Annotated in this window: 14 protein-coding genes and 1 pseudogene; 14 read left to right on the top strand and 1 reads right to left on the bottom strand. The window is 65.0% G+C overall.

Annotation, left to right across the window (positions count from 1 at the left end; all coding sequences use genetic code 11):
- The first annotated feature begins 169 nt into the window (after positions 1-169).
- The 7 genes from ndk (at position 170) to der (ending at position 6,786) form a co-directional block, all read left to right on the top strand.
- Positions 170-595 (top strand): nucleoside-diphosphate kinase, encoded by a 426-nt coding sequence (gene ndk / locus AC1DJN_RS17140; protein WP_008265389.1) that lies wholly within the window; start codon positions 170-172, stop codon positions 593-595.
- 10 nt (positions 596-605) lie between these two features.
- Positions 606-1,811: a dual-specificity RNA methyltransferase RlmN gene (gene rlmN / locus AC1DJN_RS17135; protein ID WP_032977561.1), complete on the top strand. Its 1,206-nt coding sequence runs from the start codon at positions 606-608 to the stop codon at positions 1,809-1,811.
- Entirely contained in the window at positions 1,798-2,583 is a 786-nt protein-coding gene (gene pilW, locus AC1DJN_RS17130; protein WP_032977559.1) for a type IV pilus biogenesis/stability protein PilW, read from the top strand. The genes rlmN and pilW overlap by 14 nt, the downstream gene beginning before the upstream one ends.
- An 18-nt stretch (positions 2,584-2,601) precedes the next feature.
- Positions 2,602-3,462, top strand: a complete 861-nt coding sequence (locus AC1DJN_RS17125; protein WP_431602223.1) for a helix-turn-helix domain-containing protein — start codon at positions 2,602-2,604, stop codon at positions 3,460-3,462.
- Positions 3,463-3,526: 64 nt separating this feature from the next.
- A complete protein-coding gene (locus AC1DJN_RS17120; RefSeq protein WP_025874997.1) occupies positions 3,527-4,165 on the top strand; it encodes a YfgM family protein in 639 nt (212 codons plus the stop codon).
- Complete coding sequence (bamB, locus tag AC1DJN_RS17115; RefSeq protein ID WP_088100629.1) at positions 4,165-5,373, top strand: outer membrane protein assembly factor BamB; 1,209 nt, start codon at positions 4,165-4,167, stop codon at positions 5,371-5,373. Before AC1DJN_RS17120 ends, bamB begins: the two co-directional genes overlap by 1 nt.
- Positions 5,374-5,388: 15 nt before the next feature.
- A complete protein-coding gene (gene der / locus AC1DJN_RS17110) occupies positions 5,389-6,786 on the top strand; it encodes a ribosome biogenesis GTPase Der (RefSeq protein ID WP_478013535.1) in 1,398 nt (465 codons plus the stop codon).
- Positions 6,787-6,863: 77 nt separating this feature from the next.
- Here the strand turns inward: der and AC1DJN_RS17105 are convergent, their stop codons facing one another.
- Positions 6,864-7,451, bottom strand: coding sequence for a GNAT family N-acetyltransferase (locus AC1DJN_RS17105; RefSeq protein WP_442252299.1), 588 nt, complete (start codon positions 7,449-7,451; stop codon positions 6,864-6,866).
- Here AC1DJN_RS17105 and moeB point away from each other — a divergent pair.
- From moeB to AC1DJN_RS17070, 7 genes and pseudogenes are all read left to right on the top strand, one after another.
- Entirely contained in the window at positions 7,450-8,586 is a 1,137-nt protein-coding gene (gene moeB, locus AC1DJN_RS17100; protein ID WP_313446562.1) for a molybdopterin-synthase adenylyltransferase MoeB, read from the top strand. The genes AC1DJN_RS17105 and moeB overlap by 2 nt on opposite strands.
- A 244-nt stretch (positions 8,587-8,830) precedes the next feature.
- Positions 8,831-10,552 (top strand): annotated as a pseudogene (locus tag AC1DJN_RS17095) (monovalent cation:proton antiporter-2 (CPA2) family protein); the annotation flags it as partial.
- 118 nt (positions 10,553-10,670) lie between these two features.
- A complete protein-coding gene (gene folD, locus AC1DJN_RS17090; protein WP_478039557.1) occupies positions 10,671-11,525 on the top strand; it encodes a bifunctional methylenetetrahydrofolate dehydrogenase/methenyltetrahydrofolate cyclohydrolase FolD in 855 nt (284 codons plus the stop codon).
- Between the two features lie 168 nt (positions 11,526-11,693).
- A complete protein-coding gene (gene guaB / locus AC1DJN_RS17085; protein ID WP_032976170.1) occupies positions 11,694-13,151 on the top strand; it encodes an IMP dehydrogenase in 1,458 nt (485 codons plus the stop codon).
- Positions 13,151-13,738 carry a hypothetical protein gene (locus AC1DJN_RS17080; RefSeq protein WP_442252396.1) on the top strand — a complete coding sequence of 196 codons (588 nt, stop codon included), beginning with the start codon at positions 13,151-13,153 and terminating at the stop codon, positions 13,736-13,738. The genes guaB and AC1DJN_RS17080 overlap by 1 nt, the downstream gene beginning before the upstream one ends.
- On the top strand, positions 13,735-15,300 hold the full coding sequence (guaA, locus tag AC1DJN_RS17075) for a glutamine-hydrolyzing GMP synthase (RefSeq protein WP_046982889.1): 1,566 nt from the start codon (positions 13,735-13,737) through the stop codon (positions 15,298-15,300). The genes AC1DJN_RS17080 and guaA overlap by 4 nt, the downstream gene beginning before the upstream one ends.
- 324 nt (positions 15,301-15,624) lie before the next feature.
- A partial coding sequence (locus AC1DJN_RS17070) for an RNA-directed DNA polymerase (protein ID WP_478039555.1) occupies positions 15,625-16,547 on the top strand: 923 nt, incomplete at its 3' end.

Genomic DNA, 16,547 nt, shown 5'->3' with positions numbered 1-16,547 from the left:
GCCCCGAGGTTGAATGGCGGCCAATGCCGGCCAGCGGCCGGCACTACCACCCTGCCGCTTTATCTTTTACAATCCGTGCACGTTTATCAGGCTAAGCCCGCGTTTCGACGCGGCTTTTTTTTTGTTACCCTTCGGGCCATCAGCGGCCCGATTCCATTGGAGACATCCCATGGCGCTGGAGCGCACCCTTTCGATCATCAAGCCGGACGCCGTTGCCAAGAACGTCATCGGCGAAATCTACGCCCGCTTCGAAAAGGCCGGCCTGAAGGTCGTGGCCGCCAAGTACAAGCAGCTGTCGCGCCGTGAAGCCGAAGGCTTCTACGCCGTGCACCGCGAGCGTCCGTTCTTCAACGCACTGGTCGAGTTCATGATCTCCGGCCCGGTGATGATCCAGGCCCTGGAAGGCGAGAACGCCGTCCTGGCACACCGCGACCTGCTGGGCGCCACCAACCCGAAGGAAGCCGCTGCGGGCACCATCCGCGCCGACTTCGCCGAATCCATCGATGCCAATGCCGCCCACGGCTCGGACTCGGTCGAGAATGCCGCGATTGAAATCGCGTACTTCTTCGCCGCCACCGAAGTCGTCTCGCGCTGAGAGTAATGCCGTGAACGAGGTCGTACAGAAAATCGCCATCCAGCCGCTGCCGAAGTCGGCACCCACGGCTGGCAAGCAGAACCTGCTCGACCTCGATCGCGCGGGCCTGGAGAAGTTTTTCGTCGAGGTTCTCGGCGAGAAGAAATTCCGCGCCCATCAGGTGATGAAGTGGATCCACCATCGCTACGTCACCGAGTTCGATGAGATGACCGACCTCGGCAAGGTTCTGCGCGCCAAGCTGCAGGAGCATGCCGAGGTCCTCGTCCCGAACATCATCTTCGACAAGCCCTCCGCCGACGGCACCCACAAGTGGCTGCTGGCGATGGGCGTGGATGGCAAGAACGCCATCGAGACCGTGTACATCCCCGACAAGACCCGCGGCACGCTGTGCGTGTCCTCGCAGGTCGGTTGTGGCCTGAACTGCACGTTCTGCTCCACCGCCACCCAGGGCTTCAACCGCAACCTGACCACCGCCGAGATCATCGGCCAGGTGTGGATCGCGGCGCGCCACCTGGGCAACGTGCCGCACCAGATGCGCCGCCTCACCAACGTGGTGATGATGGGCATGGGCGAGCCGTTGATGAATTTCGACAACGTCGTGCGTGCCATGAGCGTGATGCGCGACGATCTGGGCTACGGCCTGGCCAACAAGCGCGTGACCCTGTCGACCTCCGGCCTGGTGCCGCAGATCGACCGCCTGTCCACCGAAAGCGACGTGTCGCTGGCGGTGTCGCTGCATGCGCCGAACGACGAGCTGCGCGAGACCCTCGTGCCGCTCAACAAGAAGTACCCGATCGCCGAGCTGATGGCTTCGTGCGCACGCTACCTGCGCGCCAACAAGCGCCGCGAATCGGTCACCTTCGAATACACCCTGATGAAGGGCATCAACGACCAGCCCGAGCACGCCCGCCAGTTGGCGCGGCTGATGCACCAGTTCGACAACGCGGTGCAGGCCAGGGACTCGGGCAAGGTTAACCTGATCCCGTTCAACCCGTTCCCGGGTACCCGCTACGAGCGTTCCGAAGAAGCGCATATCCGCGCCTTCCAGAAGATCCTGCTCGACAGCAACGTGCTGACCATGGTGCGCCGCACCCGTGGCGACGATATCGACGCCGCCTGTGGCCAGCTCAAGGGCCAGGTGATGGATCGCACGCGCCGCCAGGCCGAGTTCAACAAGACGCTGCAGGCGGGGAAGGGGAGCGATGCCGCGGCCTGACCGCTTCTGGCTGGCGCTGCTTGCAGCCGTGCTGGCCCTCTCGGTCACCGCTTGCAAGTCGCAACCCAAGGCCAAGCTGGGCCCCAGCCAGGCGACGGTCTATTCGGTCCGCGACCCCGAAGGTGTTCGCCGGCAGGTCCGCGCCGCGGATCTGCTCGCCTTGGCCGCCCGCGACATGCAGAGCGGCAACCTCGATGCGGCCGAGCGCAAGACGCGCGATGCGATCAAGCTGGCGCCTGCCGACCCCGATGCACTGGTGCTGCTGGCCGGCATCGATGATCAGCGTGGCCGCACCCGACAGGCCGGGGAAGGTTTCCGCAGGGCCGCCGAACTGGCGCCGCAGCGGGGGGACGTGCTCAACAATTATGGTGCCTGGCTGTGCCAGAACGGACAGGCTGCCGAGTCGCTGGCCTGGTTCGATCGTGCGCTGCAGGCGCGCAGCTACACCACGCCGGCCGAGGCGCAGGCCAACGGCGGCAGCTGTGCGTTGGATGCCGGGCAGCTTGATCGCGCCGAACGCAACCTGCGTGCCGCCCTGTCCCAGGTGCCTGGCAACCCGGTCGCGCTGGAGGCGATGGCCCAGCTGAGCTTCCGTCGCGGCCAGTTCATGGAAGCTCGGGCCTTCGCCGAACGTAGGATTGCGGCTGCACCGGCCACGCGTTCCGTGTTACAACTTGCGTCTCAAATCGAGGCGCGGCTGGGTGATCAGGCAGCATCTGATCGCTATCTTCAGCGGATTCGACAGGAATTTCCGCAGGACGCGGGCTCCTAACTCCAGGGTTGATGCATTGTGATTGATGACCAGACTGTGAGCGATCTCGAGACTGTGGCCGGCTGCGGCACCCGCCTGCGCCAGGCCCGTGAGGCCGCCGGACTGACCCTTGAAGACGTCGGCCAGCGCCTGCGCATGCCGGTTCAAGTGGTGAGGTCGCTCGAGCAGGAGCAGTGGGAGAAGCTGGGGGCGCCGGTGTTCGTGCGCGGCCAGCTGCGCAGCTATGCCCGCCTGCTCGGCGTCGACGTCAGCGAACTGCTGGAACAGGCCCAGGTTGGACCGGTGGTTCCGCCGACGCTGGTCAGCCACACCCATACCCCGCGTGCGCGCCGGATCGCCGAGAATCTCGGCCGCCGTGCGCTGTATGTCGGTATTACCGCCGTGCTGGCGGTCCCGGTCTGGTTCGCCACCCGTGGTCACTTCGATGGCACCGCACCTTCGCCGAACACTGCCTCGCTGGATGTGATCCCGGCCGCCGTACCGGTTACCCCGGCCGGTCCCGGGTCCGCCGCCGCGGCACCCGCCGAAGTGGCGGCCGCACCTGTCACCAAGCCGACTGCTACCCCCTACGTTGCCTCGCTGGCCCCGGTGCCACGCGCTGCGCCGGCCGCTGCTGCCAACCTGGACATGCAGTTCAGTGGCGACAGCTGGGTCGATATCGCCGGTCCGGATGGCGGCAGCGTAGAGAAGGCGTTGATCAAGGCGGGCGAGACCCGCAGCTTCACCCCCGGCCAGGTGGCCCGGGTCACCCTGGGCAACGCCTCGGCGGTCCAGGTTCAGCAGAATGGCGCTATCGTCGATCTGACGCCCTATCAGCGAGCCAACGTGGCACGCTTTCAGGTATCCTCTGAAGGCTCCGTTGTCCCGGTTTCACACTGAGGCGCGGTTTCACCACCTTCGATAATCCCAATGGTCCCTCCCGATGGGCGGGGCGAGAGTACGCATGGCGATCGACGACCTGCTCGACGAGCACGAACAAAGTGAACGCGTCCGCAGCTGGCTGCGGAAGAATGGTGCCAGCATCCTCGGTGGCGTAGTCATCGCCATCGGTGCCATTGCCGGCTGGCAGTGGTACCAGAAGGATCAGGGCGGCAAGCTGGCTTCGGCCAATGTCGAGTACCAGAAGGCCCTGGTGGGCCTGCAGCAGAACAAGCTCGACGACGCTGCGAAGGCGGTCAAGGCGCTGGAGGCTGGCCCGTCCAGCATCTACGGCGACCTGGCTGCGCTGCAGCTGGCCAAGGCCCAGGTCGATGCCGGCAAGAATGAAGAGGCGCTGGCCACCCTGCGCGCGGTGAAGGTCGAAGGCGACCTGCAGCGCGTGGTCGACCAGCGCGTGGCACGCTTGCTGGTGGCTACCGGCAAGGGCGATGAAGCGATCAAGCTGCTGGGCAGCGCCACCGACAGCAGCAGCCTGGAAATCCATGGCGATGCGCTGATGGCGCAGGGCAAGCGTGACGCGGCCCGCGAACAGTATGAGAAGGCGCTGAAGACGCTGGACGTGGCAGCGCCGCAGCGGCGACTGCTGGAAACCAAGGTTATGGACGCCGGCGGCACCGTCGCCGCCCCTGCGGAGTCGGTTTGATGAGTCAGAAGGTCATGATCACGCGCGTCGCCACCGTACTCCTGCTTGGCATGGCGCTGTCCGGTTGCAGCACCATGAAGGGCTGGTTCGCCGGCAAGGACGCAGCAGCGAAGAAGGCACAGGAGCCGGCGGAACTGGTGAAGTTCGAGCCGACCCTGAAGGTCAACAAGGCCTGGTCGGTCAACCTGGGCAAGGGCGAGCGCCGCATCGGCGTACGCCAGGGCCCGGCAGTGGCCAATGGCCATGTGTTCGCCGCGGCGATCACCGGTGGCGTGCACGCCATCGACCTGCAGACCGGCAAGAAGGTCTGGACCTGGGAGCCGAAGAAGGAAAAGAAGAAGGCCAAGCTGCGGCTGTCCGGTGGTCCGGGCGTCGGCGAGAACCTGGTGGTCATCGGTACCCTCGATGGCCAGGTGATCGCGCTGGACATCAACGATGGCAGCGAGAAGTGGCGCGCACGCGTGCCCAACGAAGTCATCGCCGCACCGGCCATTGCCCAGGGCATGGTCTTCGTGCGCAGCAATGATGGTCGCGTCACCGCGTTCGATGCCGGCAACGGCACCCAGAAGTGGTTCAACCCCAGCGAGCTGCCGGCGCTGACCGTGCGTGGCAACGCGGCGGTGGTGGCGGGTCCGGGCGTGCTGTTCATCGGCAAGGACGAGGGCAGCGTTGCTGCGCTGGCCATGCAGGACGGCCGCACGCTGTGGGACCAGAACGTGGGTACCGGCGAAGGCCGTACCGAGCTGGACCGCATGGCCGACGTCGATGGCGCCCCGGTGCTCGACGGCAACACGCTGTTCGTGAGCAGCTTCAAGAACCAGACCATGGCCATCGAAGGCCCGACTGGTCGCCCGATGTGGGCGCGTGACCACGGCGGTGCCGGCGGTGTGGCGGTGTCTTCGGGCAATGTTTTCGTTACCGACAACAAGGGCGGCGTGTTCGGCCTGGACAAGGCCAGCGGCGCGGCGATGTGGTCGCAGACCGCACTGGCCCGGCGCTCGCTGACCGGTCCGGCGCTGCACGGCGACTACGTGGTGGTCGGTGACTACAAGGGATACCTGCATTGGCTGCAGGCCTCCGATGGCGCGATGGCGGCGCGGGCGAAAAGCGGCGGTGATGCGCTTCTGGCCCAGCCAATCGTCGTCGATGGAGTGCTGCTGGTGCAGAACGTTGATGGCAAGCTGACCGCATTCCGGTTGGCAAATTAATACGGAGTAATCGCGATGCTGCCTTTGGTCGCCCTGGTTGGACGGCCGAATGTCGGCAAGTCGACCATATTCAATGCACTGACCCGTACACGTGACGCCCTGGTCCATGACCAGCCCGGCGTCACCCGGGACCGCAACTATGGCGTCTGCCGGCTTGACGAGGACAACCATTTCCTCGTCGTCGATACCGGCGGCATCGCAGAGGAAGAAGAAGGCCTGGCTGGTGCTACCACGCGCCAGGCCCGCGCTGCCGCTGGCGAAGCTGACCTGATCCTGTTCGTCGTCGATGCCCGCGAGGGCACCTCGGCGATGGACGATGAGATCCTGGCCTGGTTGCGCAAGCTGTCGCGCCCGACGCTGCTGCTGATCAACAAGATCGACGGCACCGACGAAGACACCGTGCGTTCGGAGTTCGCCCGCTACGGCTTCAGCGAGATGCTGACCTTGTCGGCTGCCCATCGCCAGGGCCTGGACGACCTGCTTGACGAGGTCATCCAGCGCCTGCCGGAAGAGGGCAGCGGCGAAGAGCTGGACAACGATCCGAACCGCATCCGCATCGCCTTCGTCGGTCGCCCCAACGTGGGCAAGTCGACCCTGGTCAACCGCATCCTCGGCGAAGAGCGTATGATCGCTTCGGACGTTCCGGGAACCACCCGCGATTCGATCTCGGTGGACCTGGAGCGCGATGGCCGCGAGTACCGCCTGATCGACACCGCCGGCCTGCGTCGCCGTTCGCGCGTGGACGAAGTCGTCGAGAAGTTCTCGGTGGTCAAGACCATGCAGTCGATCGAGCAGTGCCAGGTGGCCGTGCTGATGCTCGACGCCACCGAAGGCGTGACCGACCAGGACGCCACCGTGCTCGGCGCCGTGCTGGATGCCGGCCGCGCGCTGGTGATCGCGATCAACAAGTGGGACGGCCTGACCGACTACCAGCGTGAGCAGGCGGAAACGATGCTGTCGCTGCGCCTGGGCTTCGTGCCGTGGGCTGAATCGGTGCGCATCTCGGCCAAGCATGGCTCGGGCCTGCGTGAGCTGTTCCGTGCGGTGCATCGCGCGCACGAATCGGCGAACAAGACCTTCACCACCAGCGAAGTGAACAAGGCGCTGGAAGTGGCCTACGAGACCAACCCGCCGCCGACCATCCGCGGCCACGTCTCCAAGCTGCGTTACGTGCACCCGGCCGGCGCCAACCCGCCGACCTTCATCGTGCACGGCACCCGCCTGAAGGAACTGCAGGAGTCGTACAAGCGCTACCTGGAGAATTTCTTCCGCAAGCGCTTCAAGCTGATCGGTACGCCGGTGCAGTTCATCTTCCGCGAGGGTGCCAACCCGTACGAAGGCAAGAAGAACGTGCTGACCGAACGGCAGGTCAAGGCCAAGCGGCGCTTGATGAAGCACGTCAAGGGCAAGTGATTCACGAGAGGCGGCCGCAGGGCCGCCTTTCTCGTTGTGGCGATCCTGTCGGTAGTGCCGGCCGCTGGCCGGCAACCTCAGCCAGGCAGCCCCGGCACCGGAATCCGATAGATCACCGACGCAAACTTCGCGCTCTGCTCGGTGCCGACCACCTGGCCGCCCAGTGCTTCGGCAATCCGCCGGCTGGCCACGTTGTCCACCGCCACCGGGTAGCGATAGGCGACCGCAGCGAGCCGTTCCGCGCACCAGTGGACGACGGCGCGCACTGCCTCGCGGCCGTAGCCCTGTCCGTGCTCGCGCTCGCTTATCCAGATGCCAAGCTCGGGTTCGCCCTCGGTAGCGCGGTGCACGGCGGCGATGCCCACAAAGCGTCCGTCCTGCAGATGCCGGATCACGAACGTGTATTCCGCGCCTTCCTCGATCAGGCGCAGCCATTCCTGGCCGATCTTTTCGAATGCCGCAAAAGAGTCCGGCGGATCGAATGCCATGAAGCGGGTCAGCGTTGGCGTGATGCCGGCGAAGACCTCGGGGCCGTCGGCGCATGAGAACGGCCGGAGCACCAGGTGCTCGGTCTGTACGGGATTGATCGATGGTTTCACCGGCCAGAGGGTCCTACGCGCCGTCGGYTCCGTCAACATGGGGCCCGGCTCTACAATGGACGCCATGAGCATTCCAGAGCTTTCCCCCGAGCGGGCGCGCGCGCGCGTGGCCCATGGTGCGGTGCTGATCGACGTGCGCGAGGCGCACGAGCGGGCCGGCGGCATGGCCGAGGGCGCGCGTGGCGTGGCCAAGGCTGAACTTCTGGCCGACCCGGCCGCGCACCTGCCGCTACCGGAACAGGAAATCCTGCTGATCTGCCAGAGCGGCAAGCGCTCTTCCGATGCAGCGCAGGCGCTGCTGGATGCGGGCTACACGAACGTGACCTCCGTTGCCGGCGGCACCGTGGCCTGGCGCGAGCTGGCGCTGCCGTTGGTGCAGCCACTGACCAGCGCCGCCGACCGCGATTTCTATGACCGCTATTCTCGCCACCTGCTGCTGCCGCAGGTGGGCGAGGCTGGGCAGCGCCGCCTGCAGCAGGCTCGGGTGCTGGTGCTGGGCGCGGGTGGCCTGGGCGCGCCGGCTGGCTTCTACCTGGCGGCCGCCGGGGTAGGCCACCTGCGTTTTGCCGACCACGACCGTGTCGAGCGCAGCAACCTGCACCGGCAGATCGTGCATACCGAGGCCAGCGTCGGCCAGCTGAAGGTTGATTCGGCACGTGAGCGGCTGCTGGCGTTGAACCCGTCCATCGAGGTCGAGGCCGTGCCCGAGCGGGTCACCTCGGAGAACGTGGACCGCCTGCTGCAGGACGTTGACGTGGTGCTGGATGGTTCGGACAACTTCCCGTTGCGCTACCTGCTCAACGACGCCTGCATCAAGCACGCCACGCCGATGGTCTACGCCGCCATCGAGCGCTTCGATGGCCAGGTGAGCGTGTTCGATGCCGGCCGCCAGCGCGGCGTGGCGCCGTGCTACCGCTGCCTGTTCCCGGAGCCGCCGCCGTCGGAGTTCGCGCCGAACTGTTCCGAGGCCGGCGTGCTGGGCGTGCTGCCCGGCCTGGCAGGTGTGCTGCAGGCCACCGAGGTGCTGAAGCTGCTGCTGGGCATCGGCGAACCGTTGGTGGGCCGCCTGCTGCGCTTTGACGCGCTGGGCATGCGCTTCCGCGAGACCCGCATCGGGCCGGACCCGCAGTGCGCGGTGTGCGCGCCGGGCGTGCCGTTCCCGGGGTATATCGATTACGCCGCGTTCTGTCGGGGCGGGTGAGGGCGGGGCGGGGGCGGGGCCCTGGTAGATGCCGACCTTGGTCGGCGCTTGTGCCAACCAAGGTTGGCGCCTACCGAATCGGGTTGGCGCCCACCGAGGGGCGCGCACGGTTTCGGGATGATGCCTAGGGCCACTCCCGCTATCGTTCCATCTCCAAGACAATAAAACGCAACACACGTGCTATTGCCGTCATCGGTGTTGCTCTATCGTTGAGGCCGATTTCGATTTCCGGGGAACCCACCGCATGGCGGTAGAAGCAGCGACCAGCGAGCTGGTCAAGGTCGTCGCCCTGTTGGGCGCAGCGGTGGTGATGGTGCCGCTGTTCCGTCGGCTCGGCCTGGGCTCGGTGCTGGGCTACTTCGCCGCCGGCCTGGCGATCGGCCCGTTCGGGCTGGGCTGGTTCTCCGACCCGCAGGCGATCCTGCATACCGCCGAACTCGGCGTGGTCATGTTCCTGTTCGTCATCGGCCTGGAAATGCGGCCCTCGCACCTGTGGAGCCTGCGCAAGGAAATCTTCGGGCTGGGCACGCTGCAGATCGTCACCTGCGCGCTGGTGCTGACCAGCATCGCCAAGCTGTTCGGGCTGCCGTGGCAGATCGCCTTCATCGGCGCCACCGGTTTCGTGCTCACCTCCACCGCAGTGGTGATGCAGCTGCTGGCCGAGCGCGGTGACATCGCGCTGCCGTCGGGGCAGAAGATCGTCTCGATCCTGCTGTTCGAAGACCTGCTGATCGTGCCGTTGCTGGCGCTGGTCGCGTGGATGGCTCCGGCTGCGGGCAGTGCCGATGGCGAAGGTTCGCGCTGGATGTCGGTGGCGATCGGCGTGGGCGCCATCGTCGGCCTGGTGCTGGTGGGCCGCTTCCTGCTCAATCCGCTGTTCCGCGTGCTGGCCGAATCGAAGGCGCGCGAAGTGATGACCGCCGCCGCACTGCTGGTGGTGCTGGGCGCGGCGCTGCTGATGCAGCTGTCCGGGTTGTCGATGGCGATGGGCGCGTTCCTGGCCGGCGTGCTGCTGAGCGAATCGACCTTCCGCCACCAGATCGAAGCAGACATCGAACCGTTCCGCGGCATCCTGCTGGGCCTGTTCTTCCTCAGCGTGGGCATGGCGCTGGACCTGGGCGTGGTGGCCGGCAACTGGCCGATGATCCTCGGTCTGGTGGTGGCGCTGATGGCGGCCAAGGCGTTGTGCATCTACGTGGTTGCGCGCCTGATGGGCAGTGACCATGCGCAGGCGCTGGACCGTGGCGTGCTGATGGCGCAGGGCGGCGAGTTCGCCTTCGTGCTGTTCTCCGCCGCAGCCAGTGCCGGGGTGATCAGCCTGGACATCAATGCCAACTTCACCGCCGTGGTGGTGCTGTCGATGGCGCTGACGCCGCTGGTGGTGCTGGTCTACAAGCGCGTGGCGCCGACGCCGACCGTCAGCCTGGAAGGCGTGGATACCGCCGATGGCCTGTCCGGCAGCGTGCTGCTGATCGGCTTCGGCCGCTTCGGCCAGGTGGCCAGCCAGTCGCTGCTGGCCCGCGACGTGGACGTGACCATCATCGACAACGATGTGGAGATGATCCACAACGCCGAGCGCTTTGGTTTCAAGATCTATTACGGCGACGGCACCCGGCTGGACGTGCTGCATGCCTCTGGCGCGGGCAGTGCACGGGCGATTGCGGTGTGTGTGAACAATGCCGAGGATGCCGACCGCATCGTCGAACTGGTTGCTCATCAATTCCCGCAGGCCAAGCTGCTGGTGCGCTCGTTCGACCGCGAACATTCGCTGCGGCTGATCCATGCTGGCGTGGACTTCCAGATCCGCGAAACCTTCGAGTCGGCACTGCTGTTCGGGCAGGCGGCACTGGTGGAGCTGGGCGCGGACGAAGACGATGCGCGCGAGATTGCCGAGCAGATCCGCGAGCGCGATGCCGAGCGCTTCGAGCTGGAAATGGCCGGTGGCAGCCTGAGGGCCGTCCTGCGTTCATGAGGTTGCCGGCCAGCGGCCGGCACTACCGAAGCGGCGGCGGCCCGCATTCCCGGTGGGCGAGGGGGCGTGAATCGGGGACAATAGCGTCCCCGCCGCCCCACGCCCGCACCCGATGACCGACTCCGCCCCCCAGCTTCCTGCCCGCATCCTCGATGGCCGCCGYATCGCCGARGAMCTGCTCGACAGCCTGAAGGTGCGGGTCGACGCCCGTGTCGCCGCCGGTGGCAGCCGCCCTGGCCTGGCCGTGGTGCTGGTGGGGGGCGACCCGGCCTCGACCGTGTACGTGCGCAACAAGCGCCGCGCGGCCGAGAAGGTCGGCATCGAGGCCTATGACTACGATCTGCCGGCCGGCACCACCGAGGCCGAGCTGCTCGACCTGATCGACCAGCTCAACGCCGACCCGAAGATCAACGGCATTTTGATCCAGCTGCCGCTGCCGGGCATTCCCGACGCGCGCCGGCTGATCCAGCGCATCGACCCGCGCAAGGACGTGGACGGCTTCCATCCGGAAAACGTCGGCCACCTGGCCCTGCGTGAGTTCGGCCTGCGCCCGTGCACCCCGCGTGGCATCACCACGCTGCTGGGACACACCGACCAGCCGGTGCGCGGCCGCAACGCCACCATCGTCGGCGTCAGCAACCACGTCGGCCGGCCGATGGGTCTGGAGCTGCTGATTGCCGGCTGCACCGTGACCAGCTGCCACAAGTTCACCCCCAAGGACGTGCTGGAACAGGCCGTGCGCAACGCCGACATCCTGGTGGTGGCGGTGGGCCGACCGGACATCGTGCCGGGCGAGTGGGTGAAGCCGGGCGCGGTGGTGATCGACGTGGGCATCAACCGCTTGGATGACGGCCGGTTGGTGGGCGATGTCGGGTTTGAAGCCGCAGCGCAGCGGGCGAGCTGGATCACCCCGGTGCCGGGTGGCGTAGGCCCGATGACCGTGCAGGATGCCGCCGAAGGTTCATGAGGTTGCCGGCCAGCGGCCGGCACTACCCGCTTCGGTAGGTGCCCTGAACAGATCCCCGCCCGCGCGACACTGTGTCGCAGGATTACCTATTTCCGGTTACCAAAATTACTGTTCTTGGTCGCCAAAACAGGGTAAAATGTCGCGCTTCCCCACATCTCGGGTATGCCGATGCTGCGCATCCAGGCTGAAGCACTCACTTACGACGACGTCTCGCTCGTCCCCGCTCATTCGACCATCCTGCCCAAGGACGTCAACCTCGAAACGCGGTTGACGCGCGACCTGAAGCTCAAGCTTCCGATCCTGTCCGCCGCCATGGATACCGTCACCGAAGCACGCTTGGCCATCGCCATGGCACAGCTGGGTGGCATGGGCATCATCCACAAGAACCTGAGCGTGGAGCAGCAGGCCGCGGAAGTGGCCAAGGTCAAGAAGTTCGAGGCCGGTGTCATCCGCGACCCGATCACCGTCGGCCCGGAAACCACCATCCGCGACGTGCTGGCCCTGACCCAGGCGCACAACATCTCCGGCGTGCCGGTGGTGGGCAGCGACGGCCTGCTGGCCGGCATCGTGACCCATCGCGACATGCGCTTCGAGACCGAGCTGGACGATCCGGTCCGCCACATCATGACCAAGAAGGATCGCCTGATCACGGTCAAGGAAGGCGCCGCGTCTGATGAAGTGCTGCAGCTGCTGCACCGCAACCGCATCGAAAAGGTGCTGGTGGTCAACGATGATTTCGCCCTGCGTGGCCTGATCACCGTCAAGGACATCCAGAAGAACACCGACTTCCCGAACGCTGCCAAGGACATCGCCACCCGCCTGCTGGTCGGCGCGGCCGTCGGCGTCGGCGGCGATACTGATCGCCGCGTGGAAGCGCTGGTGGCTGCCGGCGTGGACGTGATCGTGGTCGATACCGCGCACGGCCATTCGCAGGGCGTGCTGGACCGCGTCAGCTGGGTCAAGAAGAACTTCCCGAACGTGCAGGTCATCGGCGGCAACATCTGCACCGGTGAAGCCGCGCTGGCGCTGCTGGACAGCGGCGCGGACGCAGTGAAGGTCGGCATCGGCCCGGGCTCGATCTGCACCACCCGCGTGGTGGCAGGCGTGGGCGTGCCGCAGATCACCGCGATCGACCTGGTGGCCGAAGCGCTGCAGGACCGCATCCCGCTGATCGCCGACGGTGGCATCCGCTACTCCGGCGACATCGGCAAGGCACTGGCCGCCGGTGCCTCCACCATCATGATTGGTGGCCTGCTGGCCGGTACCGAGGAATCGCCGGGCGAAACCGAGCTGTTCCAGGGCCGTTCGTACAAGAGCTACCGCGGCATGGGCTCGCTGGCTGCGATGGAGAAGGGGTCCAAGGACCGCTACTTCCAGGACGCCGCCACCGCCGACAAGCTGGTGCCCGAAGGCATTGAAGGCCGCGTGCCTTACCGCGGCCCGGTGGGCGGCATCATCCACCAGCTGATGGGCGGCCTGCGCGCCACCATGGGCTACGTGGGTTGCGCCACCGTCGAGGACATGCGCAGCAAGCCCAAGTTCGTGAAGATCAGCGGCGCCGGCCAGCGTGAGAGCCACGTCCACGACGTGACGATCACCAAAGAGCCGCCGAACTACCGCTCCTGATGCGATTCCGCACCGTCCTTGCGGTCACGAGCAGCCTGCTGATGGCAGGCTGCTCGTTGTCCGAACCGCCGCCGCGCTCCGGGTCTCCGGGCGCGGCGGTTTCGCAATTGCGGGACGTGCAGGCGTGTTCAACGGCATTTTCGCTACCCACCGGATGGCGCGTGCAGCCGCTGGGCGAGGAGCGTTGGATGCTGCACGGCACCGGCGCGCGCCCGCTGCAGGTAACACTGCAGTGCCGGACGCTTTCGCTCGATGGGCCTGCCGACCCGGTGCTGGAGCCCGTGCTGGGCCCGCTGGATACGGCGGCCATGAATGCCAAGCGCATCTACTGGGGCACGCCCACCGAGCCGCGCCATCAGGCAGTGGCAATCGAACGGCGCTGGATGGAAGGCTCGGAAGTGCAGGAAGCGGTCGAGCTGCCACGCATGGTCGAAGATCCGGCCGGTGCGCCGCACGCGCTGCTGATGCTGCGCTGGGACGAGGCAGATGCCTCACATATTCAACAACGCGAGGCACTTATCGCCTCGTTGACGCAGAGCCTTGAAGCTTCAGGCGCAGCGAAGAACACCACTGGAACGGCACCATGACCAACATCCATAACGACAAGATCCTCATCCTCGATTTCGGCGCGCAGTACACGCAGCTGATTGCCCGCCGCATCCGCGAGCTGGGCGTCTACTGCGAAATCTGGGCGTGGGACCACAACCCGGCGGAGATTGCCGGCTTTGGCGCCAAGGGCATCATCCTGTCCGGTGGCCCGGAATCGACCACGCTGCCGGGCGCCCCCGCCGCGCCGCAGGAAGTGTTCGACAGCGGCCTGCCGATCTTCGGCATCTGCTACGGCATGCAGACCCTGGCCGCGCAGCTGGGCGGTGCCACGGAAGCCGCTGACCAGCGCGAGTTCGGCCACGCCGAAGTAAACGTGATCAACCCGGATGCACTGTTCAAGGGCCTGAGCGACCACGGCGGCGAGCCGAAGCTGAATGTCTGGATGAGCCACGGCGACCACGTCTCCGTTGCACCGCCGGGCTTCACCATCACCGCCACCACCGACCGCATTCCGGTGGCCGCCATGGCCAACGAAGAAAAGCGTTGGTACGGCGTGCAGTTCCATCCGGAAGTGACCCACACCCTGCAGGGCCAGGCGCTGCTGCGCCGCTTCGTGGTGGACGTGTGCGGCTGCCAGACCCTGTGGACCGCCGCCAACATCATCGACGACCAGATCGCCCGCGTGCGCGAACAGGTGGGCGATGACGAAGTGATCCTGGGCCTGTCCGGCGGCGTCGATTCGTCCGTGGTGGCCGCGCTGCTGCACAAGGCCATCGGCGAGAAGCTGACCTGCGTGTTCGTGGATACCGGCCTGCTGCGCTGGCAGGAAGGCGACCAGGTGATGGCGATGTTCGCCGAGCACATGGGCGTGAAGGTGGTGCGCGTGAATGCCGCCGACCGCTACTTCAGCGCGCTGGAAGGCGTGAGCGACCCGGAAGCCAAGCGCAAGATCATCGGCAACCTGTTCGTTGAGATCTTCGACGAAGAGTCGAACAAGCTGAAGAACGCCAAGTGGCTGGCGCAGGGCACCATCTACCCGGACGTGATCGAGTCGGCCGGCAGCAAGACCGGCAAGGCGCATGTGATCAAGAGCCACCACAACGTGGGCGGCCTGCCGGAGCACATGAAGCTGGGCCTGGTGGAGCCGCTGCGCGAGCTGTTCAAGGACGAAGTGCGCCGCCTGGGCGTTGAGCTGGGCCTGCCGCGCACCATGGTCTACCGCCATCCGTTCCCGGGCCCGGGCCTGGGCGTGCGTATCCTGGGCGAAGTGAAGCGTGAGTACGCTGAGCTGCTGGCCAAGGCCGATGCGATCTTCATCGACGAGCTGCGCAAGGCCGACCTGTACGACAAGACCAGCCAGGCGTTTGCCGTGTTCCTGCCGGTGAAGTCGGTGGGCGTGGTGGGTGATGCGCGGGCTTATGAGTGGGTGATTGCGCTGCGCGCCGTGGAGACGATCGACTTCATGACCGCGCATTGGGCGCATCTGCCGTATGAGTTCCTGGGTACGGTTAGCAACCGGATCATCAATGAGTTGCGGGGGGTGTCGAGGGTTGTTTATGACATCTCGGGGAAGCCGCCGGCGACCATTGAGTGGGAATGAGTTGAAAGAACGAGGGCGCCGAGAGGCGCCCTTTTTTTTGGGTTCTTCTCCCGTCCGATAGGAGAAGAACCTTTCTTCTCGGGTTGTTTCATCTATAGACCTTTTTGGCGTCGGTCCTAGTCGACGCCACGCCCCGTCGTGGAGGGTGGCGAAACTCAACGATTGAGAAGTGCCGCTAGTTCATGGAGATATTTCGCCAAATAGGCCGGCGTGCCGAAGCATGATGGTTGCAGTGTTGATCTAGGTGAGCAAAAGCTCCTAGGATGAGCCCAGTAAAGAAGTTCAGCTCTACGCAAGCGATTAGTTCTGTTTAAGGGGAGGGGTATGGAACAAAGTGATGAAGGCAGGACAATCGACCTGCTTGCATTCCCGATAGACGTCGATAGCGTTCTGCAGCATCTACATAGGGACATGAGAGATGATTGGTTCGAAGACGCGCTCCAGCACCGAGATCTGTTCTCAAATAAATCTTCTCTGAGGGAAGTTCTTTCCGAGGTTCTGCTGGGCGGCAATGGACGCTACGTTCCATCGCAAAGCAATGTCTGCGACATCCCAAAGAAAGGCTTGGGTGTTAGATATGCCTTGGAGACGGATTTCTATGATCGATTTATATATCAGGCGATTTGCTCCTTCCTAATTCCATACTATGACCCGCTGCTTTCGCACCGTGTTCTTGGTCACAGGTATGACAGAAGGAGGCGCACGGATAAAGATCTGTTCAAAGGCAGGATTGAACTCTGGAAGACGTTTGAAGGGGTAACAAAAACCGCGCTAGGGAATGGCCAGGCGCTCTTTTCAACTGATCTAATTAATTACTTTGAAAACATATCGATAGATAGTATTCGTTCGGCTTTTGAGCGATTGCTACCTAGTGTAAAGGCTAGTGGTCCCGAAAAAGTACTTATTCGGAACGCAATCAACACCCTCTGCGAGCTGATGGTTCGCTGGTGCTTCAATGAGCGGCACGGATTGCCGCAGAATAGGGACGCGTCGTCCTTCATTGCAAATGTTGTTCTCGACTCTGTCGATCAAAGTATGGTGAGGCGAGGATTCGACTACTACAGGTACGTTGATGATATTAGAATAATATGTAATACCACGCGGGGTGCCAGGCGGGCCGCGGCTATTCTCATTGGTGAGCTTAGATCTGTCGGGATGAATATAAACTCGTCGAAAACAAAGATCCTTACGTCAGAAAGCTCGCAGGCTGATATAGATGAATTCTTCCCTAATGGTGACGACAGAAG

The organism is Stenotrophomonas sp. 05L414_2, from assembly GCF_056397905.1.
This window is presented reverse-complemented; position numbering and strand designations above follow the sequence as displayed.